Here is a 22032-nt window from a genome sequence, read left to right as displayed (position 1 = left end):
AGCGAGATGAATGCGAAAAAAACGCGGAGAAATTCATGAGTAGTAAAGAACAGAAAACGCCTGAGGGGCAAGCCCCGGAAGAAATTATCACGGAGCAGCACGACGACGTTGAGGCAGTAGAGCCTGAAGTTTCGGCTGAGCAGGTGGATCCGCGCGATGAAAAAATTGCGAATCTGGAAGCCCAGCTGGCTGAAGCGCAGAAACGTGAACGTGAAGTGATGCTGCGTGCCAAAGCCGACGAAGATAACCTGCGTCGTCGTACCGAGCAGGATATCGAGAAAGCGCACAAATTCGCGCTGGAAAAATTCGTCAATGAACTGCTGCCGGTGATCGACAGCCTGGACCGCGCGCTGGAAGTGGCCGACAAGGCTAATCCGGACCTGGCGCCGATGGTGGAAGGGATCGAACTGACCCTGAAATCCATGCTGGACGTGGTGCGTAAGTTCGGCGTGGAAGTGATCGCCGACACCAACGTTCCGCTGGATCCTAACGTCCACCAGGCCATTGCGATGGTCGAATCTGAAGACGTGGCGGCGGGCAACGTGCTGGCCGTGATGCAGAAAGGTTATACCCTGAACGGCCGTACTATTCGCGCCGCGATGGTGACGGTAGCGAAAGCGAAATAACGTCTGCTGCATTGCTCAACGGCTGCCCGCGGGCGGCCGTTTTTTTATGCCACCACTCCCGGCGTGAGATAAAAAAAAACGGCGGGCCGCAGCCCACCGTGATGTTAATTCCTTCGCTCGCGCTACTCCGCGACGCTCTCGCGTAATGATTTCACCGGCATCACTTTCACCTGTTTAATCATGTTGTCCTGCACGTCGAGGATATCTATATCGTACTGCTCAATGCGCACGCGGGTGCCCGGGACCGGGATCTCTTCCAGCGCCTCGAGGATGATACCGTTGACGGTGCGCGCTTCATCTTCCGGCAGATGCCAGTTGAAGGCTTTATTGATCTCGCGAACGTTGGCGCTGCCGTCGATAATCACCGTGCCGTCGTTAAGCGGGGTCACTTCCTCCGCCAGGGTGGGTGACATAGAGGTGGTGAAGTCGCCGACAATCTCTTCAAGAATATCTTCGACGGTGACCAGCCCCTGAATATCGCCGTATTCATCGACCACCAGACCGACTTTCTTTTTATTGCGCTGAAATTTCACCAGCTGGGTGCTGAGCGGCGTCCCTTCCGGAACAAAGTAGATCTCATCTGCCGCCCGCAGCATGATCTCTTTTGTGAACTCTTTCTTCTCCGTCATCAGACGGTAGGCTTCGCGAACACGCAGCATGCTGATGGCATCGTCCAGTGAATCGCGGTAGAGCACGATGCGGCCATGCGGCGAGTGGGTCAGCTGGCGGACGATAGATTTCCAGTCATCATTGATGTCGATGCCGACAATCTCATTGCGCGGCACCATGATGTCGTTAACGCTGACTTTTTCCAGATCCAGGACCGACAGCAGCATATCCTGGTTGCGCCGTGAGATTTGTGAACGGGATTCATTCACAATCGTGCGCAGTTCATCTTTGCTCAGAGCGCTACTGATGACGGTATCGGTGCGGATGCCCATCATGCGCATTAACATGCGGGTGATGGTATTCAGCAACCACACCAGCGGCATCATCAGCACCTGCAGCGGCGCCAGCAGGAAGCTGCTGGGGTAGGCGACCTTTTCCGGATAGAGGGCGGCGATGGTCTTCGGCAGCACCTCGGCAAATACCAGCACCACAAAGGTGAGCACGCCGGTGGCGATCGCGACGCCGGCGTCGCCGTACAGGCGCATGCCGACGATGGTGCCCAGCGCCGAGGCGAGAATGTTGACGAGGTTATTGCCGATGAGCACGAGGCTAATCAGGCGGTCCGGCTTGCGCAGCAGCTTCTCCACGCGCTTAGCCTGGCGGTTGCCTTGTTTCGCCATATGACGCAGCCGGTAGCGGTTCAGCGTCATCATGCCGGTTTCGGAGCCGGAGAAATAGGCAGAGATAATCACCATGACGATCAGCGTTATGATCAGCGTGGTGGTGGAGATATGTTCCACGTAGGATTCCTTAAAAGACTTAGCTCACGAACTGCTGCAGCACGCGGCTACCAAAATAGGCCAGCGTCAGCAGACCGGCGCCAGCGACGCTGAACCAGACCACGCGACGTCCGCGCCATCCTTCATGATAGTGGCCCCACAGCAGGACGATATAGACGAACCACGCAATAATCGACAGCACCGCTTTATCAATGTTTTCGCTGCTGAACAGATTGTGCATATAGAACAGGCCGCTGCACAGGGTCAGGGTCAGCAGCACCACGCCGACCTGGGTGATGTGAAACATTTTGCGCTCAATGCTCATCAGCGGCGGCATTTCGCTACTGAAGGCTAGCTTTTTGTTCTTTAACTGGTAGTCGATCCACGCCAGCTGCAGCGCATACAGCGCGGCAATGATCAGCGTGGCGTACGAGAAGAGCGACAGACCGATATGCACCAGCATCCCCGGGGTGGTTTCCAGGTGAGTGATATATTCGTTAGGCACGAAAGTGGCGAAGGCCAGATTGATTAGCGCGAAGGCATAGACAATAGGCAGCAGCAGCCAGCCGCGATTGCGCGAGGCCACGATAGTCATCACCGTACAGATCATCAGGCTGACCAGCGACCCGACGTTCAGTAAGCTGAGGTTTTGCCCGCTCTCGCCGCCGGGGAATATCCGTGCTTCCAGCGCAAAAGCATGGCAGATCAACGCGATAGTCGCAGATAAAATCGCCATACGCCGCCAGCTGCTGTTTTTTTGCAGCAAGCCGGGGATAATCAGCGCCAGGCTGATGGAGTAGGCGACAAGGGCGAGTAGAGCAAAAACAGGCATAGGTGTCGGCTGTTGGCTAAATAAGAAAGAGAAGCAGTATAACGTCAGCAGGCCTCTGCTCCAACCGTTGCAGCACATTCAGATTGATGTCGTGTTATACTCCGCCACATTCGTTTTGTGTGTCGCTGCGGCGACCGACCGTTTCCACCTCAGGCGAGAGACAATGTTTGATAATTTAACCGATCGTTTGTCGCGTACGCTGCGCAACATTAGCGGCCGCGGACGCCTTACAGAAGACAATATTAAAGACACCCTGCGCGAAGTGCGCATGGCGCTGCTGGAAGCGGACGTTGCGCTTCCGGTGGTACGTGATTTCATCAGCCGCGTGAAAGAGAGCGCGGTCGGCCATGAAGTCAATAAAAGCCTGACCCCGGGTCAGGAGTTCGTCAAAATCGTCCGCAACGAGCTGGTGGCGGCGATGGGCGAAGAGAACCAGACGCTCGACCTGGCGGCGCAGCCGCCGGCGGTGGTGCTGATGGCGGGTCTGCAGGGCGCCGGTAAAACGACCAGCGTCGGTAAGCTGGGGAAATTCCTGCGCGAGAAGCACAAGAAGAAAGTGCTGGTGGTCTCCGCGGACGTTTACCGTCCGGCGGCGATTAAACAGCTGGAAACCCTGGCCGAGCAGGTCGGCGTCGATTTCTTCCCGTCTGACGTCGGCCAGAAGCCGGTGGATATCGTCAATGCGGCGCTGAAAGAAGCGAAACTCAAATTCTACGACGTGCTGCTGGTGGATACCGCCGGTCGTCTGCACGTTGACGAAGCGATGATGGACGAAATCAAGCACGTCCACGCCGCCATTAACCCGGTTGAAACCCTGTTCGTCGTCGATGCGATGACCGGTCAGGATGCGGCGAATACCGCGAAGGCCTTTAACGAAGCGCTGCCGCTGACTGGCGTGGTGCTGACCAAAGTGGACGGCGACGCCCGCGGCGGCGCGGCGCTGTCGATTCGCCATATTACCGGCAAGCCGATTAAATTCCTCGGCGTCGGCGAGAAAACCGAAGCGCTGGAGCCGTTCCATCCGGACCGCGTCGCTTCCCGTATCCTCGGCATGGGCGACGTGCTGTCGCTGATCGAAGATATCGAGAGCAAAGTTGACCGCGCGCAGGCCGAGAAGCTGGCCTCTAAGCTGAAGAAAGGCGACGGTTTCGATCTGACCGACTTCCTTGAGCAGCTGCGTCAGATGAAAAACATGGGCGGCATGGCCAGCCTGATGGGCAAGCTACCGGGTATGGGCCAGATCCCGGACAACGTAAAAGCGCAGATGGACGACAAAGTGCTGGTGCGTATGGAAGCCATCATCAACTCGATGACCCTGAAAGAGCGCGCCAAGCCGGAAATCATCAAAGGCTCACGTAAGCGCCGTATCGCCGCTGGCTGCGGGATGCAGGTGCAGGATGTGAACCGTCTGCTGAAGCAGTTCGACGACATGCAGCGCATGATGAAGAAGATGAAGTCGAAAGGCGGCATGATGAAGATGATGCGCGGGATGAAAGGGATGATGCCGCCAGGTTTCCCGGGCCGCTAAAAACAAGGGTATAAGGCTATCTTGTTTGCCATTTTAGCTCCGGGGTGTGCTCGAAATGCTCACGTACTACGTGTACGCTCCGCTTTCTGCGCGCACGCCGGAACTAAACTAGCTGCACCGATATACGCCTTCTATCCCTTGTTTAATGCTCAGTACCAAGATGCTGATTGCATTTTTCCCAGAAATCAGTAAAATTTTCGGGCTTTTAATATGACACCGGGCTCCGTTCCTCGATGGGGCCCGGTTGTTTTATTCACACAAGAGGATGTTATGGTAACTATTCGTTTAGCACGTCACGGCGCTAAAAAGCGTCCGTTCTACCAGGTTGTTGTCACCGACAGCCGTAATGCACGCAACGGTCGCTTCATCGAGCGCGTTGGTTTCTTCAACCCGATCGCTAGCGGCGCGGAAGAAGAAACTCGCCTGGATCTGGATCGTATCGCTCACTGGGTTGGCCTGGGCGCTACTGTTTCCGATCGCGTTGCCGCGCTGATCAAAGCCGCTAACAAAGCAGCTTAATCTGTCACGGTGGTCATGATGAGCAAGCAACACACCGCACAAGCACCTGTTGATCCGATCGTATTGGGGAAAATGGGTTCTTCCTACGGTATCCGTGGTTGGCTCAGAGTGTTTTCCTCCACCGAAGACGCCGAAAGCATTTTTGACTATCAGCCCTGGTTAATCCAGAAGGCGGGTCAGTGGCAGGTTGTTGAGCTGGAAGGCTGGCGCCACCACAATCAGGACATCATCATCAAGCTGAAAGGCGTTGACGATCGTGATGCCGCGAATCTACTGACTAATTGCGAAATTATCGTGGATTCATCGCAGTTGCCGGAGCTGGAAGAGGGTGACTACTACTGGAAAGACCTGATGGGCTGCCAGGTAGTTACGACGGAAGGCTATAGCCTCGGTAAAGTCATCGATATGATGGAAACCGGGTCTAATGACGTACTCGTCATCAAGGCAAACCTGAAAGATGCATTTGGCATCAAGGAGCGGTTGGTTCCGTTCCTCGATGGGCAGGTTATCAAGAAAGTCGATCTCACTACGCGTACTATCGAAGTAGATTGGGATCCTGGTTTTTAAATTCTCCGGATAAACGGTAAAAGACGGCGCTATGTGGATTGGCATAATTAGCCTGTTTCCTGAAATGTTCCGCGCAATTACCGATTACGGGGTAACTGGCCGGGCAGTAAAAAATGGCCTGCTGAGCATCGAAAGCTGGAGTCCTCGCGACTTCGCTCATGACCGGCACCGTACCGTGGACGATCGTCCTTACGGCGGCGGACCGGGGATGCTAATGATGGTGCAACCTTTACGGGATGCTATTCATGCAGCAAAAGCCGCGGCAGGTGAAGGCGCGAAGGTGATTTATCTGTCACCTCAGGGACGCAAGCTTGATCAAGCGGGCGTCAGCGAACTGGCAACGAATCAGAAACTGATTCTGGTGTGCGGTCGCTACGAAGGGATAGACGAGCGCGTAATCCAAACCGAAATTGACGAAGAATGGTCAATCGGCGATTACGTTCTCAGCGGTGGTGAGTTACCGGCAATGACGCTGATTGACTCCGTTTCCCGGTTCATTCCGGGAGTACTGGGCCATGAAGCTTCGGCAACGGAAGATTCCTTTGCTGATGGGTTGCTGGATTGCCCGCACTATACCCGTCCTGAAGTGTTAGAAGAGATGGAGGTACCGCCAGTATTGCTGTCGGGAAACCATGCTGAGATACGTCGCTGGCGTCTGAAGCAGTCGCTGGGCCGCACCTGGCTTAGAAGACCTGAACTTCTGGAAAACCTGGCTCTGACTGAAGAGCAAGCAAAGTTGCTGGCGCAGTTCAAAAGCGAACACGCGCAACAGCAGCATAAACATGATGGGCAGGCGTGAGCCCCCAATATCAGTTTACCCAGGATAAGAGATTAAATTATGAGCAACATTATTAAGCAACTTGAACAAGAACAGATGAAGCAGGACGTACCTTCCTTCCGTCCGGGTGATACCGTGGAAGTGAAAGTATGGGTTGTTGAAGGTTCCAAAAAACGTCTGCAGGCATTCGAGGGCGTGGTTATCGCTATTCGTAACCGCGGTCTGCACTCTGCATTCACTGTTCGCAAAATTTCCAACGGCGAAGGCGTTGAGCGTGTCTTCCAGACTCACTCTCCGGTAGTTGACAGCATTGCTGTTAAACGTCGTGGTGCTGTACGTAAAGCTAAACTGTACTACCTGCGTGAGCGCACTGGTAAGTCTGCTCGTATCAAAGAGCGTCTTAACTAAGATTCGCTTTCGCGACATCCTGACAGAAGGGCTGGCCAAATGGCTGGCCCTTTTTTTATCTTTGTTGTAACCATCGTGATGTAAATCATTTACAATACGGCCTCATTTCGGAGGGGCGGTGGTCAGCAACAGTTTCCAGCAAACGACACCTAAACGGCGAGCCGCCTGGCTGGCGCTGTTGGCGATCCTGCTGATCGTCGTGGCTCCCCTGATTTCCATCTCCCTGCAAAAAGACCCCATGAGCGCCATGCCCGGCATGTACCACGCCATGATGATGGACAGCTCGTCCGCGAGCATAGCGCAAATGCCCGGGCACGAGATGGCGATGATGCATAGCACAGACGGCGCCACGCATACCGGACACGAACTGCCGCTGGACCATGCCGAGGCGTGTGGCTATTGCGTGCTGTTAGCCCATGTCCCGGGACTGCTTTTCGCGCTGGCGCTGTTCGTCGCCATGCTCCTGCGGCGCATTCGCCTGCCGGCTTCTCGCCCGGTATTAAAACACTGGCACTACTTTCCCTGGCTCTACCCTGAAACCCGCGCCCCGCCGCGGCTGTCTGCTTTTTCCCTTTAATAAAAATCAATCTGCGCACCGCGCAATGACCTCTTTTGCTTTAAAAAAGGAAGAGTATGACAACCTGCACCTCGCGCGCGGCATGGTTAAACCTGCTGCGTCGCCTCCATTTTTACATCGGACTGTTTATCGGGCCGTTTATCTTTGTCGCTGCCCTGACCGGCACGTTGTACGTGGCGACGCCGCAGCTGGAAAACTGGCTCTATCACGACGCGCTGCATGGCCTTGCCGACGGGACCCCGCAGCCGCTCAGCGCCCAGATTGCGGTGGCGGAAGAAGCGACCCAGGGTAATCTGCGGCTGCTGGCGGTGCGGCCGGCCCCCGCGATGGGGGAGACCACCCGGATTATGTTTGTTGACCCGAGCCTGGGCGAGTCAGAATCCCGGGCCATCTTTGTCGATCCGATCTCGCTACGGGTGAAGGGCGATATGACGGTCTACGGTACCAGCGGCATCCTGCCGCTGCGCCAGTGGATTGATTATGCGCATCGTTCGCTGCTGCTGGGCGACAGCGGGCGACTCTACAGCGAACTGGCTGCCTCATGGATGTGGGTCGCCGCGCTGGGGGGAATTGCCCTGTGGGCGATGACGCGTCCAAAACGGCGGATCAATAACGCCCTGCAGAATCATCGTCGGTTGCACGTGACACTGGGCTGGGGCTTACTGCTGGGCATGCTGCTCTTCTCCGCCACCGGTCTGACCTGGTCGCAATGGGCCGGCGGTAATGTGGATAAAATGCGGGCGGCTTTCGGCTGGTGGACGCCTCAGGTGAATACCCTGCTGCACGGTGAGGCGCCGATGGCGCACGATCCCCACGCCGGGCATCATATGGACGGGATGGCCATGCAGCATCAGTCAGCGCTGCAGCCAGCGCAGTTTGACCAGGCAATGGCGGTGGCCCGTCAGGCGGGGCTGAACGCCAGCCGGCTGGAGATCCGTCCGCCGGTTTCGAAGGAACGTGCCTGGACGGTGAATGAGATAGACCGCCGCTGGCCGACGCAGGTGGACGCGGTGGCGATCGATGGCGCCACGATGCAGGTGGTGGATCGCACCCGGTTCGCCGACTTCCCGCTGATGGCGAAGCTGACCCGCTGGGGCGTCGATTTCCACATGGGGATCCTCTTTGGTTTGGCGAATCAGCTGCTGCTGGTGGGGTTCGGCTGCGCGCTGTGCGTCACTATCGGGGTGGGGTATCGGCTGTGGTGGATCCGTCGTCCGCCTCAGGCGGTCTGGGATCCGGCGCATTCGCTGCTGCAGGCGTGGTTGTCACTCGTCTGGCCTGCCCGTGGGCTGGTGCTGGGGATAGCATTAGTCCTGGGGCTGGCCATGCCGTTGATGGGGGCAAGTCTGGTGCTGTTCATTGCCGTTGACTACCTGCGCTGGCGCGCGGCAACGGCAATGAGGATGGCGAAGTCCAGCGATTAAGCGAAGGCTTACGGCGTGCTGATGACCACCGTGACCCGGCGGTTTTCAGCGCGCCCGGCCGCCGTGTCGTTGCTGGCAATCGGGTATTTCTTGCCAAGGCCGCGGGTGACTAAATGACTGCGCGGGACATGGGCGCCTTCCGCCCAGGCATCGGCCACGCTATTGGCGCGCTTAAGCGACAGGGCTTCGTTATAGCTATCCTCACCGTAATTATCGGTGTGGCCTTCAAGACGGCTATGGGTGATCCCGGTCGCCGCCAGCCGCGAGGCCATCGTGGTGATCTGCTGGCGGCTGTCGGGACGTAGTCGGTAGTCATTCTTGTCAAACAGGATGCTATCGGATAAGCCCAGGGACCAATCGCCATTGCTTTCAGTGAAGCCGTAAGATTTCATCGCCGCCACCTGCTCGGGGGTAAATTTTCCCTGAGGAGCCTGGCAACCTGTCAAAAGCGCCGCCGCCATCAGGGCGGGAGCGAAATATTTCCTGAGCATAATGAGTCCTTTATTATTTCAGCGTCTGCTGGATACGTTGGTTTTTCATCCGATACATATTCTGATCGGCAAGTTCTTGCAGTGATTCCGCGGTGGCGTGCTCCCACGCCAGAGCATAACCGACGCTCAACGAGAGCGTGGCGCTATGGCCATTGTGCAGGTTGAATGGCGGAAGAAATTGTTCGGACAGCGCCTGGCACAGGGCCTGCACTTCGGCTTCCGAGCGCACCTCGCGCAGCAGAACGGCAAACTCATCGCCGCCAAGGCGCCACGCCAGATGGCGTTTGCCGGCGAAGGCCATCAGGCGGCTGGCGACCTCCGTCAGCACTTTATCGCCCGCCGCGTGTCCCCAGTTGTCATTGATCAGCTTGAAGTTATCACCGTCAAGAAACAGTAACGCCGAGGTCTGATGGCCCACCTCGTTCTTCATCAGTTCGGCGAGCGCGTTGTGAAAGGCAGCGCGGTTAGCCAGGCCGGTCAGCGGGTCGTGTAGCGAGCTACGTAACAGCTGGGCGTTTTTGGCCTGCAGCTGCCGCTGCCAGTCCTCCATCTCCCCTAGCAGACTGTTAAAGTCCTGAGCGAAAAGATGGAACTCCTCAATACGCTCCTCGGGCACCCGACGCGAGAAATGGCGATTTTCGCGAATATCGTGCACAACTTCGGTGATGCTCTGCAGCGCGGCAACGATCCCCCGGTGCAGAGAGTGAGTCAGCAGCAGGGCGATAAACGAGGCGAGCAGAATGCTGCCGGTCAGTACCAGAATCGAGATCCCAAGAAAGTGGCTGATCAGCTTATCGAGAGCAGTCAGCTGCAGCTCGCCGATCTGTTTGCCCTGGTGCCAGATGGGCTGCACCGTGGGCTCCGGAAACAGCCATTTACTGACAAGCCCGCTCACTTGCTCTTTGTTGGCCAGCGGTTCGTGGCGCCACGCGGCGAAGTGCTGCTTCTGGCCATTGAGTACAATGGCCTGGGAAATCTGTCCTTGCTTCCCCAGTGAAGCGAGGGTGTCTTCTGCCGCCGCGCTGTCGCCAAATACCAGGGCGGCTTCAAGGCTGCGACCCATGGTCGCGGCAGTGAGCTCTAGATTTTTCTGCGCGTACTGCTTGAGCGTGAAGATTGAGGCTGTGCTTAGCAGCAGCCAGACCAGCGTCATGGAGATCACCACGCTTATCACGCTAATTCGACGAAGCGCGCGTTTAAATGTCGGGCGCGCGGTCTGTGAAAAGTCCTTATTCATGTGGTTTTTTCCGGGCAAGCATCAGGACGTCCGGGTTAACCCGGACCCCGCTGTGCGTCAGAACGTCCAGATTAACGGAGAAGCGGACCCTGTCGTCGTTGATGATCAGGCAAAACGCGCTACCAATGGAGCAATCCGTATTTTGTTCTGCGATGAGTAAAAGCGGCTTCGGGCCATAGCGGCGAGTTAATTCCGACTGTTGGGTCGGTGATTCGCTGCCAAAATAAAAACCATCGCAGGTCGTTTTTAACGCTTCTTCACTATTACGTACTATCACCGGTTGATAGGGCAAGGCATCCGGATCTTCATGAGCCAGGCTATGGGTGAAGCGTGATGAGGCAAAAATGCACAGCTTCGGCGCCCCTGTTAATGCCGGCCAACGGGTGTAGGTCACGATCCCGGAAACAATAGCGCGAACATGTTCTGAAGGTCCGGCAGCAAAAACAGGAGATACCGCGATGAGAAAAAATACAGTCAATAAAAGACGGTGTAATACTGTCATTAACGCTTCCGTCAAATTCGCCATAGCGCGGGAAATACCGCTGCCGATGCCCGGCGCAGAATACCACTGTTAACAAAACCCGTCATTACATGCGCCCTTTGCTTTGGGACAAATCTCACCAGGATTTTTCGTAATAGCCATAGCGATAGTGCGCAAGTTTGGTGTGATTTAGGGTGATGTAAACATTATTGTACGTTTATTGCCGGGTTAAGTGCCAATTAATTTATTGGTGTAAAGTAAAATTTACGTAATATGGATTGAATTCTTTACTTTGTGTGGTATCGTTACGTCATGCCCGCTGAGGCAACCTTTATCGCAAACGAGCTACACAGGATCGCAATCATGCAAAAAGACGCGCTGAATAACGTACATATTACCGACGAACATGTGTTAATGACCCCGGAGCAACTGAAGGCGGAATTCCCGCTGAGCGTTGAACAGGAAGCGCAGATTGCGCATGCCCGTGAGACCATCTCCGATATCATCGCTGGCCGCGATCCGCGCCTGCTGGTGGTTTGCGGTCCTTGCTCGATTCACGATCCGGAAGCTGCGATTGAATATGCTCGTCGGTTTAAAGCCCTTGCCGCAGAGGTCAGCGATAGCCTCTACCTGGTGATGCGCGTCTACTTTGAAAAACCCCGTACCACCGTGGGCTGGAAGGGGCTGATTAACGATCCGCACATGGATGGTTCGTTTGATGTTGAAGGCGGCCTGAAGATTGCGCGTCGTCTGCTGGTCGAGCTCGTGAACATGGGACTGCCGCTGGCGACGGAAGCGCTGGATCCGAACAGTCCGCAGTACCTTGGCGATCTGTTCAGCTGGTCAGCCATCGGCGCACGTACCACGGAATCACAAACGCACCGCGAAATGGCCTCCGGCCTGTCGATGCCGGTCGGCTTTAAAAACGGTACCGACGGTAGCCTGGCGACGGCCATCAACGCGATGCGTGCCGCGGCAATGCCGCACCGTTTCGTCGGCATCAACCAGGCCGGGCAGGTCTGCCTGTTGCAAACGCAGGGTAATCCGAATGGCCATGTGATCCTGCGCGGCGGCAAGGCGCCGAACTACGGTCCGGAAGATGTGGCGAAATGCGAAAAAGAGATGGCGCAGGCGGGACTGAAACCGTCGCTGATGGTAGATTGCAGTCATGGGAACTCCAATAAAGATTTCCGCCGCCAGCCAGCCGTGGCTGAATCCGTTGTCGCGCAGATCAAAGATGGCAATCGCTCCATTATCGGCCTGATGATCGAGAGTAATATCCACGAAGGCAATCAGTCCTCTGAACAGCCGCGTGAGGCGATGAAATACGGCGTCTCGGTGACTGATGCCTGCATCAGCTGGGAAAGCACTGATGCGCTGCTGCGTGAACTGGATAAGGATCTCCGCGGCCATCTGGCGGCCCGTTTGGTGTAAGAGGAAAGTATGGTTGCTGAACTGACCGCGTTACGCGATCAAATTGATGAAGTAGATAAAGCGTTGCTTAGCCTGCTGGCTAAGCGTCTGGAACTGGTGGCCGAAGTCGGCGAGGTGAAGAGCCAGTATGGCCTACCGATTTACGTCCCGGAGCGCGAGGCGGCGATGCTCGCCTCCCGGCGTGAAGAGGCGGCTGCGCTCGGCGTACCGCCGGATCTGATCGAGGATGTTCTGCGTCGCGTGATGCGGGAATCCTATTCCAGCGAAAACGACAAAGGCTTCAAAACCCTGCACCCGAATCTGCGGCCGGTGGTCATCGTCGGCGGCGGCGGGCAGATGGGGCGTCTGTTTGAGAAGATGTTAACGCTGTCCGGCTACCAGGTGCGTATTCTGGAAAAAGAGGATTGGGCGCGGGCGGCGGATATCGTCGCCGATGCCGGCATGGTCATCGTCAGCGTACCGATTCACACCACCGTGGAGACGATCGGCAGGCTGCCGCCGCTGCCAGCGGATTGCATTCTGATCGACCTTGCCTCGGTGAAAGCGGAGCCGCTGCAGGCGATGCTGGCCGCGCATCAAGGTCCGGTTCTTGGCCTGCACCCGATGTTCGGTCCGGACAGCGGCAGCCTGGCGAAGCAGGTGGTGGTCTATTGTGATGGCCGCCAGCCGGAAGCGTATCAGTGGTTCCTCGAGCAGATTCAGGTGTGGGGCGCGCGGCTGCACCGCATCAGCGCCGTTGAGCACGATCAGAACATGGCGTTTATTCAGGCGCTGCGCCACTTTGCCACTTTCGCCTATGGCCTGCACCTGGCGGAAGAGAACGTGCGTCTTGAGCAGTTGCTGGCGCTTTCGTCACCTATTTACCGGCTGGAGCTGGCGATGGTGGGGCGCCTGTTTGCCCAGGATCCGCAACTGTACGCCGACATTATTATGTCATCGGAAAACAACCTGGCGCTGATTAAGCGCTATTACCAGCGTTTCGGCGAAGCGATTGGCCTGCTGGAGCAGGGCGATAAGCAGGCGTTTATCGACAGCTTCCGTAAAGTCGAACACTGGTTTGGCGATTACGCTCAGCGTTTCCAGAGCGAGAGCCGCACGCTGCTGCGTCAGGCTAACGATAATCGGCAGTAAAGCGAAAAAGGTGTATACAATAAAGCCAGCGACCGCTGGCTTTTTTTATAGGGATGACAACGATGGCTGAACCACAACCGCTGTTTGACTACACCGGATACCTGCCGGAATGCCCGACCTGGAGCGAGGCTGAACAGGCCCTCTACTGGGCCGATATCATGGAGTGTGAAATCCACCGCTACGATACCCGCAGCGGCGAACACCAGGTGCTGCAGTTTCCGGAGGAGGTCGGCTGTTTCTCCCTGCGTGAGAAGGGCGGGTTTATCGTTGCATTACGCAGTGGCATCTGGCTGACCGACGCCCACGGCCTGCTGCGGCGGAAAGTCTGTGATAATCCGAGCAATCCGGAGCTGGCGCGGTTTAACGATGGTGGGACCGATCGCGAGGGGCGTTTTTATGCCGGCACCTTCTGGGGACCGGGGGATTACAACGGTGCGCTGCAGATGCGGGTCGATAATGACCTGAAGCCGAAAGTGATCCAGTGTGATATCCATGGCGCCAACGGCCTCGCGTTTAGCGCCGACCAGCGCTGGATGTATACCTCTGATACGCCGAACGCCGTGATCTACCGTACGCCGCTGGATGAACAGGGTGAGCCTGGCCGACGCGAGGTATTTCGCCGTTTCCAGCCGGGTGAAGGCATCCCTGACGGGGCGGCGATCGATGTGGAGGGCTGTTACTGGAGCGCGATGTTTGACGGCTGGCGGATTGCCCGTTTCTCGCCGCAGGGCGAGGAGCTGGAGACTTACCCGATGCCGGTTCGTTGTCCGACAATGGTCTGCTTCGGTGGGGCGGATATGAAAACGCTCTATATCACCACAACCCGGGAAAATATGGAGGACGATGAGCTGGCTCAGTATCCGCTGTCAGGCGCCATCTTCACCCTGCCGGTTGCGGTGGCAGGGATGAAGAAATTACCGTTCCGCGAACGTTAAACCGGATCCACCGGCACCACGTTTTCGCTGGGGTAGCAACCGAGGACCTTCATGGAGCGAGTGATTTCCGCCAGCTCCTTCAGTGCCTTGCGCATGGGCAATGACTCCAGGTTGGCCTGAATATCAAGGTAAAACATCTCTTCCCAGGGATTGCCGTGGATCGGACGGGATTCCAGTTTGGTCATGATCAGATTGTGGTTGCGCAATACCAGCAGGGCTTCCACCAGGGCGCCCGCCTGCTGACCGGTTGCCATTAACAGCGTGGTCTTGGCCGGAACCTGATCGGAGACGTTCACCGCTTTGCGCGCCAGGACGAGGAAGCGCGTGATATTCTGCGTCTGGTTGGCCTGGCAATGCTCCAGCACCTGCAGGCTATACAGGGCGCCACCCGCTTCGCTGCCCAGTGCCGCAACGGCCGGGGAGTTAGCCTGCGCCACTTTTTCCATTGCCGCCGAGGTGCTCTCGGTATATTCGATTTTCCAGTGCGGGTAGCGGCTCAGATACTGGCTGCACTGCTGGAACGGCTGAGGATGGCTGTAAACGGTCTGAATTTTATCGGCATCCGTCGAGGTGCTGACCAGCACGCAATGATCGATAGGGATCGTCAGTTCGCCAACGATCGACAGGCTGGTGTGCTGCAGCAGATCGTAGACGTCGTTGATCCCGCCAGAACTGGTGTTTTCAATCGGCACCACCGCGTAATCGGCCTGGCCGGTCTCTACCTGATTAAAAATATCGGCGAACTTCGCGCAGCCGCTCTCAATAAACTGCTCAAAGTGGCGAGCAGCATACTGACGCGCCGCCAGGTGCGAATAAGAGCCTTTAGGGCCGAGGAACGCCACGCGGGCCGAATGCGGATTAATTTTATTCAGATGCTGCTGCAGCAGGGTTTGTTGGGTCAGGACAGAGTCTTCGATGATCAGCTGGAACAGGCGGGTGATGTAGTGTGCATCCAGATTATGACGCTTGCCGATGGTCATCAGACGCTCCAGCAGATCGCGTTCGCGGTCAATATCACGCACTGGACGGTGGGAAGCCAGTTTGGCTTTACCAACCTCAACAGCCAGCCCGCGGCGCTCCGCCAGCAGAGCAAGCAGTTTCTCGTCCAGTGCGCTTATCTTATCGCGCAGCGCCAGTAATGGGTTTTCCTCGGTCATAGATGTTGCCTTTGTCGTTATCAAATAAAAAAGGCCTCCCGGGTGGGAGGCCTTATTGTTCGTCTTCGCATTCTTTCTTATACGACGAATTGCCTCCCGATCAGGGGAAGGTAAAAAAGAATGCGAAGAAGAACGGGACACGTTTCATGATGAATTCCTTTAGGTAGTGGGGATTACAGTACCTGTACTGTTTTCACTCTGTCAATAAAAAACGCGCCCGAAGGCGCGTGGCATGACACAACTTAAGTTAAGGATTACTCTTCTTCTTCCACAAAGCCTGCCTCTTTCACCGACGTCGCGGCGCGGCGGGCTTCCCCTTTGTGTTGCACTTTATTCAGCTGCCGTTCCAGCTTGTTGATCAATTCGTTAATGGCGACGTACATATCTTCATGGCGCGCACTGGCAACCAGATGACCGTTGGGCGTATTGATGGTTGCATCAGCGATAAAACCCTGCGGCTCCTTAGACAGAATGATGTGCGGGTTAATTAAATGAGTTTGCCACTTATCCAGTTTGGCGAGACGGTCTGCGACATGCTGGCGGATTGCCGGAGTAATTTCCATTTGTTTACTGGTAATGTTCATTGTCATAAATTTTACCTCTTGTCTTTCCCGTCTTGGTGAATCCAGCATACCTTTCCCAATGTCAAAATGTGTGATCTAAATCACATTTTATTGTCACTTTTTGTCAACGAATTCATTTTGTGAGACAGGGCAGGAAGAAGTGAGATTTTACTTGTCGAACCCGACAAAGCAGGCCATATTTGATGAGTTAACCCGGCGCTAAACCGCTTCAGCTAGCCGGGATAAAGTATAAAAAAACGGCAGCCGCTGGCTGCCGTTTTGCTTTCGGATGTTACCCTCAGGTGTTCTTGTCGTTGGCGGCGATGATTTTGGCGACTTTGTCTGCCTGGGCGTTCATCTGCATCTGACGATAGGCGTTTTCCATCTTCGGCAGGGCATCGCGGGTGGCCTGGGTATCCGGATAGTTACGCATCATACCCTCCACGCGGTTCACGACGGCAACCCAGGCGCCACGGTCGGTGTAGTAATCCACGACCGACAGCTCATATTTGGCCAGGCGATCTTTCAGGAACACCATGCGTTTATAGGCGTCAGTGGCATACTGGCTGTTCGGGTAACCACGAACCAGTTTGGAGAAGTCATTGAAGGCATCGCGCGCGTGCTGCGGATCGCGGTCAGAGCGGTCAACGCCAAAGAAACCCTGCAGGGCGCTGTCATCCAGGGCCATGTTGGTCAGGCCGCGCATATAGATGACGTAATCGATATTCGGGTGGGTGGGGTTCAAACGCATGAAGCGATCGATGGCCGCCTGAGCCAGCGGCAGATCGGCGTTTTTGTAATACGCATAAATCAGATCCAGTTGTACCTGTTGGGAATAAGGGCCGAATGGATAACGGTTATCCAACGCTTCCAGTTGCGTTATCGCCTGTTTCCAGTTACCGTCCTGCAGCTTTTGCTGGGCAGTCGCGTAGATTTCATTCGGCGGATTATCAGGCACCTCTTCCTTAGAGCCGGAGCAACCCACCAAAGCCAGGCTCAGTGTGGCGGCTGCCACCAGGTATTTCATGCGCGTCATGACGTTTTGACTTCCTCAAAATGTTTATGCGGGAGAATCTCTGTTCCTGCTCCCGATTAAGACCAGCTACAATAGCACACTATATTAAACGGCAAAGCCGTAAAACCCAACGTTAAACGAAGAAGCTGTATATGGCACAACGAGTACAACTCACCGCAACGGTGACCGAAAATCAACTCGGTCAACGCTTAGATCAGGCTTTGGCCGAATTGTTCCCTGATTATTCGCGATCGCGGATAAAAGAATGGATCCTTGACCAACGCGTATTAGTCAATGGCACCATTGGCGATAAGCCGAAAGAAAAAGTGCTGGGGGGAGAGCACATCGCTATCGATGTCGAAATCGAAGAAGAAGCGCGCTTCCAGCCGCAGGATATTCCGCTCAATATCGTTTACGAAGATGATGACATCCTCGTGATTAACAAACCGCGCGATCTGGTTGTGCATCCTGGCGCGGGCAACCCTGACGGTACTGTGCTGAATGCGCTGCTGCACTACTATCCGCCGATTGCCGATGTGCCGCGCGCGGGGATCGTGCACCGTCTGGATAAGGACACCACCGGTCTGATGGTGGTGGCGAAAACCATTCCGGCACAAACCCGGCTGGTGGAGTCGCTGCAGCTGCGCGAGATCACCCGCGAGTATGAAGCGGTGGCCATCGGCCATATGACTTCCGGTGGCACAGTGGAAGAGCCGATCAGTCGTCACCCGACAAAACGTACCCATATGGCGGTACATCCGATGGGCAAACCGGCGGTGACCCACTATCGGATTATGGAACATTTCCGCATCCATACCCGCCTGCGTCTGCGCCTGGAAACCGGTCGTACGCACCAGATCCGCGTGCATATGTCGCATATCACCCATCCGCTGGTGGGTGACCAGGTGTATGGCGGCCGGCCGCGTCCGCCTAAGGGCGCGTCGGAGGAGTTCATCACCGCACTGCGTAAATTCGACCGCCAGGCGCTGCACGCCACCATGCTACGTCTGTACCACCCGATCACCGGCATTGAAATGGAGTGGCATGCGCCTATCCCACAGGATATGGTCGAGCTCATCGAGGCGATGCGTGCCGATTTTGAAGCCCATAAGGACGATATTGACTGGTTATGACTAAACTGATTGTACCGCAGTGGCCGATGCCCCGCAGCGTGGCGGCCTGTAGTTCGACCCGCATTGGCGGCGTGAGTCTGCCGCCCTATGACTCGCTCAACCTGGGCGCCCATTGCGGAGACAATCTGCAGCATGTTGAAGAAAACCGGCGGCGGATGTTTGCCGCCGGTGGCTTGCCGTCTTACCCGGTTTGGCTGGAGCAGGTTCATGGCACCGATGTTCTGACGCTGGACGGCGGACCCTATCCGTCGAAACGCGCAGATGCTTCTTATAGTCGTACGCCAGGCACCGTCTGCGCGGTGATGACCGCCGACTGCCTGCCGGTCCTGTTCTGTAACCGCGACGGCACCGAAGTCGCCGCGGCGCATGCGGGATGGCGCGGCTTATGCGAAGGCGTTCTGGAAGAGACGGTTGCCCGTTTCGCCGATAAAGCCGAAAACATGATGGCGTGGCTGGGCCCTGCCATCGGTCCGCAGGCGTTTGAGGTGGGGCCGGAAGTCCGGGATGCCTTTATGGCGAAGGACGAGAACGCGCACCGGGCTTTTCGTCCGGCAGGCGAGAAATATTTTGCTGATATCTATCAACTGGCTCGGCAGCGTCTGGCAAACGTCGGCGTTGAGCAGATTTTCGGCGGCGATCGCTGCACGCTAAGCGAAAAGGATGATTTTTTCTCTTACCGGCGCGACAAGACCACTGGTCGTATGGCAAGTTTCATTTGGCTGATATAACCTAGAGAATCAAGACGATCCAGAAGGCAAACTTATTTTTCGCATAGTTCAGGTCTTTAACCTTGAATAATTGAGGGATGACCTCATTTAATCTCCAGTAGCAAATTTGACCTGTTTATGGGAGGAGTTATGCGTCTGGATCGTCTTACCAATAAATTCCAGCTTGCTCTTGCCGATGCCCAGTCACTCGCACTCGGGCACGACAACCAATTCATCGAACCTCTTCATTTAATGAGCGCCTTGCTGAATCAGGAAGGGGGATCGGTACGTCCTTTATTAACCTCGGCGGGCGTGAATGCCGGAAAACTACGCACTGACATCGAACAGGCCTTGAGCCGTTTACCGCAGGTGGAAGGCACCGGCGGCGATGTACAACCTTCTCAGGATTTAGTGCGGATCCTGAACCTTTGCGACAAGCTGGCGCAAAAGAAAAAGGACAACTTTATTTCGTCGGAACTGTTCGTTCTGGCGGCGCTTGAATCGCGCGGTACGCTGACCGACCTTTTAAAATCTGCCGGAGCAACAACCGCCAACGTGACTCAGGCGATTGAACAAATGCGCGGAGGTGAAAGCGTGAACGATCAGGGTGCCGAAGACCAACGTCAGGCATTGAAGAAATTTACCGTCGATCTGACCGAGCGAGCCGAGCAGGGCAAGCTGGATCCGGTGATCGGCCGTGATGAAGAGATTCGCCGTACCATTCAGGTACTGCAGCGTCGTACCAAAAACAACCCGGTACTGATTGGTGAACCCGGGGTGGGTAAAACGGCAATCGTCGAAGGGCTGGCGCAGCGCATCGTTAACGGCGAAGTACCTGAAGGGCTGAAAGGCCGTCGGGTGCTGGCGCTGGATATGGGGGCGCTGGTGGCCGGGGCGAAATACCGCGGTGAGTTTGAAGAGCGTCTGAAAGGCGTGCTGACTGACCTGTCAAAACAGGAAGGCAACGTCATTCTGTTTATCGACGAACTGCATACCATGGTAGGTGCCGGTAAAGCCGACGGCGCGATGGACGCGGGCAACATGCTGAAGCCAGCGCTGGCGCGTGGTGAACTGCACTGCGTCGGGGCGACCACGCTTGATGAATACCGTCAGTACATCGAAAAAGACGCCGCGCTGGAACGTCGTTTCCAGAAGGTGTTCGTCGCCGAGCCGACGGTAGAAGATACCATTGCTATTCTGCGTGGCCTGAAAGAACGTTACGAGCTGCACCACCACGTGCAGATCACTGACCCGGCGATTGTCGCGGCGGCAACCTTGTCGCATCGCTATATTGCCGACCGTCAGCTGCCGGATAAAGCCATCGACCTTATCGATGAGGCGGCGTCCAGCATTCGTATGCAGATTGACTCCAAGCCGGAAGAGCTGGACCGTCTCGATCGCCGTATTATCCAGCTGAAACTGGAACAGCAGGCGCTGAAGAAAGAGTCTGATGAAGCGAGCCTGAAGCGTCTTGATATGCTCAATGAGGAGCTGGCGGATAAAGAGCGTCAGTACTCGGTACTGGAAGAAGAGTGGAAAGCGGAAAAAGCATCCCTCTCCGGTACCCAGACTATTAAAGCCGAGCTTGAACAGGCGAAAATCGCTATTGAACAGGCGCGCCGCGTCGGCGACCTGGCGCGGATGTCCGAGCTGCAGTACGGCAAAATTCCGGAACTGGAAAAACAGCTGGCGGCTGCCACTCAGTCCGAAGGTAAAACCATGCGCCTGTTACGTAACAAAGTAACGGATGCGGAGATTGCCGAAGTGCTGGCACGCTGGACCGGCATTCCTGTGGCGCGAATGATGGAAAGCGAGCGTGAAAAACTGCTGCGTATGGAGCAGGATCTGCATCATCGGGTGATTGGCCAGGATGAGGCGGTTGAAGCGGTATCTAACGCTATTCGCCGCAGCCGTGCCGGGCTGTCCGATCCGAACCGACCGATTGGTTCGTTCCTGTTCCTCGGTCCAACCGGGGTCGGTAAAACCGAACTTTGCAAAACGCTGGCTAATTTTATGTTCGACAGCGACGACGCGATGGTGCGTATCGATATGTCCGAGTTTATGGAGAAACACTCCGTCTCGCGTCTGGTCGGTGCGCCTCCGGGATACGTCGGTTATGAAGAGGGCGGCTACCTGACCGAAGCGGTGCGTCGTCGTCCTTATTCCGTCATCCTGCTGGATGAAGTGGAAAAAGCGCACCCGGATGTGTTCAACATTCTGCTGCAGGTACTCGACGACGGGCGTCTGACCGACGGGCAGGGGAGAACGGTCGACTTCCGTAATACGGTGGTCATCATGACCTCGAACCTCGGTTCCGATCTGATTCAGGAACGTTTTGGCGAGCTGGACTACGGTCATATGAAGGATCTGGTGCTTGGTGTGGTTAGCCAGAGCTTCCGTCCGGAGTTTATCAACCGTATCGACGAAGTGGTGGTCTTCCATCCGCTGGGTGAAAAACATATTGCTTCTATTGCCCAGATCCAGCTGCAGCGTCTGTATAAACGTCTGGAAGAGCGTGGGTATGAAGTGCGGATGTCCGATGAGGCGTTGAAGTTGCTCAGTGCCAATGGCTACGATCCGGTGTACGGCGCTCGTCCATTGAAACGTGCTATTCAGCAGCAAATTGAAAACCCGTTAGCCCAGCAGATCCTTTCCGGTGAGCTGGTTCCGGGAAAAACCGTCGAACTGGTGGTGAAAGACGACCGTATCGTGGCAGTGCAGTAAGTCACAAAACGACAAAAACGGGCCCAACTGGCTCGTTTTTGTTTAAAAACCAGGCAAGAATTAAAGCTCAACAATCATTTTGATTGAAAAGTGAGCGGTTGGATTCTTTTTTTGAATTTATCCTTGTCACTTCAGAATTACTCCCTATAATGCGCCTCCACTGACACGGAACAACGGCAAGCAAACCGCCGGGTCAGCAGGGTTTTGGCGGTGAAGTTCAACGCTGAAAACCGACAGAGAAAAGCAAAATAAGCGCTTGACTCTGAATGAGGAAAACGTATTATACGGGACCTCGCAACGGTGAGCTGAAAGCCGCGTTGCAACTGCTCTTTAACAATTTATCAGACAATCTGTGTGGGCACTCAAAGTGACATGGA

General features: G+C 55.8%; 23 protein-coding genes and 1 other annotated feature. Of the genes, 14 read left to right on the top strand and 9 right to left on the bottom strand.

Annotated features, from left to right (window positions below):
* Window positions 1-35 precede the first annotated feature (35 nt).
* Entirely contained in the window at window positions 36-626 is a 591-nt protein-coding gene (gene grpE / locus CWM61_RS25170) for a nucleotide exchange factor GrpE (RefSeq protein WP_008806096.1), read from the top strand.
* Window positions 627-748: 122 nt separating this feature from the next.
* Here the strand turns inward: grpE and CWM61_RS25165 are convergent, their stop codons facing one another.
* Both CWM61_RS25165 and CWM61_RS25160 read right to left on the bottom strand, forming a co-directional pair.
* Complete coding sequence (locus CWM61_RS25165) at window positions 749-2035, bottom strand: HlyC/CorC family transporter (RefSeq protein WP_061153620.1); 1287 nt, start codon at window positions 2033-2035, stop codon at window positions 749-751.
* Window positions 2036-2054: 19 nt separating this feature from the next.
* The gene (locus CWM61_RS25160; RefSeq protein WP_023282914.1) at window positions 2055-2846 is read right to left on the bottom strand and encodes an inner membrane protein YpjD; all 792 of its coding nucleotides are present in this window, start codon (window positions 2844-2846) and stop codon (window positions 2055-2057) included.
* Window positions 2847-3009: 163 nt separating this feature from the next.
* Here CWM61_RS25160 and ffh point away from each other — a divergent pair, with 163 nt between their 5' ends.
* The 7 genes from ffh (at window position 3010) to CWM61_RS25125 (ending at window position 8647) form a co-directional block, all read left to right on the top strand.
* A complete protein-coding gene (gene ffh, locus CWM61_RS25155) occupies window positions 3010-4374 on the top strand; it encodes a signal recognition particle protein (protein WP_002914152.1) in 1365 nt (454 codons plus the stop codon).
* 270 nt (window positions 4375-4644) lie between these two features.
* On the top strand, window positions 4645-4893 hold the full coding sequence (gene rpsP / locus CWM61_RS25150) for a 30S ribosomal protein S16 (RefSeq protein ID WP_012540839.1): 249 nt from the start codon (window positions 4645-4647) through the stop codon (window positions 4891-4893).
* A gap of 18 nt (window positions 4894-4911) precedes the next feature.
* On the top strand, window positions 4912-5460 hold the full coding sequence (gene rimM, locus CWM61_RS25145) for a ribosome maturation factor RimM (RefSeq protein ID WP_008806093.1): 549 nt from the start codon (window positions 4912-4914) through the stop codon (window positions 5458-5460).
* Window positions 5461-5491: 31 nt separating this feature from the next.
* Window positions 5492-6259 carry a tRNA (guanosine(37)-N1)-methyltransferase TrmD gene (gene trmD / locus CWM61_RS25140; RefSeq protein WP_008806092.1) on the top strand — a complete coding sequence of 256 codons (768 nt, stop codon included), beginning with the start codon at window positions 5492-5494 and terminating at the stop codon, window positions 6257-6259.
* Between the two features lie 39 nt (window positions 6260-6298).
* Entirely contained in the window at window positions 6299-6646 is a 348-nt protein-coding gene (gene rplS / locus CWM61_RS25135) for a 50S ribosomal protein L19 (RefSeq protein ID WP_002914145.1), read from the top strand.
* Between the two features lie 118 nt (window positions 6647-6764).
* The gene (locus CWM61_RS25130; protein WP_074387819.1) at window positions 6765-7223 is read left to right on the top strand and encodes a DUF2946 domain-containing protein; all 459 of its coding nucleotides are present in this window, start codon (window positions 6765-6767) and stop codon (window positions 7221-7223) included.
* Between the two features lie 56 nt (window positions 7224-7279).
* Window positions 7280-8647, top strand: a complete 1368-nt coding sequence (locus tag CWM61_RS25125) for a PepSY-associated TM helix domain-containing protein (RefSeq protein WP_100632136.1) — start codon at window positions 7280-7282, stop codon at window positions 8645-8647.
* A gap of 8 nt (window positions 8648-8655) precedes the next feature.
* Here CWM61_RS25125 and CWM61_RS25120 read toward each other — a convergent pair whose 3' ends face one another.
* The 3 genes from CWM61_RS25120 to CWM61_RS25110 are packed head-to-tail and all read right to left on the bottom strand — an operon-like array spanning window position 8656 to window position 10877.
* Complete coding sequence (locus tag CWM61_RS25120) at window positions 8656-9138, bottom strand: OmpA family protein (protein WP_061153623.1); 483 nt, start codon at window positions 9136-9138, stop codon at window positions 8656-8658.
* Between the two features lie 13 nt (window positions 9139-9151).
* Window positions 9152-10375: a diguanylate cyclase DgcN gene (dgcN, locus tag CWM61_RS25115; protein WP_100632135.1), complete on the bottom strand. Its 1224-nt coding sequence runs from the start codon at window positions 10373-10375 to the stop codon at window positions 9152-9154.
* A complete protein-coding gene (locus CWM61_RS25110) occupies window positions 10368-10877 on the bottom strand; it encodes a YfiR family protein (protein WP_012540842.1) in 510 nt (169 codons plus the stop codon). The genes dgcN and CWM61_RS25110 overlap by 8 nt, the downstream gene beginning before the upstream one ends.
* A gap of 342 nt (window positions 10878-11219) precedes the next feature.
* Here CWM61_RS25110 and aroF point away from each other — a divergent pair, with 342 nt between their 5' ends.
* From aroF to CWM61_RS25095, 3 genes are all read left to right on the top strand, one after another.
* On the top strand, window positions 11220-12290 hold the full coding sequence (aroF, locus tag CWM61_RS25105; protein ID WP_074387822.1) for a 3-deoxy-7-phosphoheptulonate synthase AroF: 1071 nt from the start codon (window positions 11220-11222) through the stop codon (window positions 12288-12290).
* A gap of 9 nt (window positions 12291-12299) precedes the next feature.
* Window positions 12300-13421 (top strand): bifunctional chorismate mutase/prephenate dehydrogenase, encoded by a 1122-nt coding sequence (gene tyrA, locus CWM61_RS25100; RefSeq protein WP_061153626.1) that lies wholly within the window; start codon window positions 12300-12302, stop codon window positions 13419-13421.
* Between the two features lie 62 nt (window positions 13422-13483).
* Window positions 13484-14356 (top strand): SMP-30/gluconolactonase/LRE family protein, encoded by an 873-nt coding sequence (locus CWM61_RS25095; protein ID WP_100632134.1) that lies wholly within the window; start codon window positions 13484-13486, stop codon window positions 14354-14356.
* On the opposite strand, the gene pheA is transcribed toward CWM61_RS25095, so the two are convergent.
* The 4 genes from pheA to bamD form a co-directional block, all read right to left on the bottom strand.
* Window positions 14353-15513, bottom strand: a complete 1161-nt coding sequence (pheA, locus tag CWM61_RS25090) for a bifunctional chorismate mutase/prephenate dehydratase (protein WP_061153628.1) — start codon at window positions 15511-15513, stop codon at window positions 14353-14355. The two genes, CWM61_RS25095 and pheA, sit on opposite strands and share 4 nt — an antisense overlap.
* A 24-nt stretch (window positions 15514-15537) precedes the next feature.
* Window positions 15538-15662, bottom strand: a sequence feature (Phe leader region).
* Window positions 15614-15661 (bottom strand): pheA operon leader peptide PheL, encoded by a 48-nt coding sequence (gene pheL, locus CWM61_RS25085; RefSeq protein WP_100632159.1) that lies wholly within the window; start codon window positions 15659-15661, stop codon window positions 15614-15616. Its footprint overlaps the feature before it by 48 nt.
* A 105-nt stretch (window positions 15663-15767) precedes the next feature.
* Window positions 15768-16103 (bottom strand): ribosome-associated translation inhibitor RaiA, encoded by a 336-nt coding sequence (gene raiA / locus CWM61_RS25080; protein ID WP_061153629.1) that lies wholly within the window; start codon window positions 16101-16103, stop codon window positions 15768-15770.
* Window positions 16104-16374: 271 nt separating this feature from the next.
* Window positions 16375-17112: an outer membrane protein assembly factor BamD gene (bamD, locus tag CWM61_RS25070; protein ID WP_061153630.1), complete on the bottom strand. Its 738-nt coding sequence runs from the start codon at window positions 17110-17112 to the stop codon at window positions 16375-16377.
* A 131-nt stretch (window positions 17113-17243) separates the two neighbouring features.
* On the opposite strand from bamD, the gene rluD reads away from it, so the two are divergent.
* The 3 genes from rluD to clpB all read left to right on the top strand — a co-directional run bounded on the left by rluD (window position 17244) and on the right by clpB (window position 21655).
* Entirely contained in the window at window positions 17244-18224 is a 981-nt protein-coding gene (gene rluD / locus CWM61_RS25065) for a 23S rRNA pseudouridine(1911/1915/1917) synthase RluD (RefSeq protein ID WP_032433442.1), read from the top strand.
* Window positions 18221-18952, top strand: a complete 732-nt coding sequence (yfiH, locus tag CWM61_RS25060; RefSeq protein ID WP_008806081.1) for a purine nucleoside phosphorylase YfiH — start codon at window positions 18221-18223, stop codon at window positions 18950-18952. Before rluD ends, yfiH begins: the two co-directional genes overlap by 4 nt.
* A 129-nt stretch (window positions 18953-19081) precedes the next feature.
* Window positions 19082-21655, top strand: coding sequence for an ATP-dependent chaperone ClpB (clpB, locus tag CWM61_RS25055; RefSeq protein WP_061153632.1), 2574 nt, complete (start codon window positions 19082-19084; stop codon window positions 21653-21655).
* The last annotated feature ends 377 nt before the right edge of the window (window positions 21656-22032 follow it).

This window comes from Klebsiella sp. K-Nf6 (genome assembly GCF_002806655.1).
GTDB lineage: Bacteria > Pseudomonadota > Gammaproteobacteria > Enterobacterales > Enterobacteriaceae > Klebsiella > Klebsiella variicola.
Note: the sequence above shows the minus strand (reverse complement) of the source record. Positions and strands in the feature narration are given on the sequence as shown.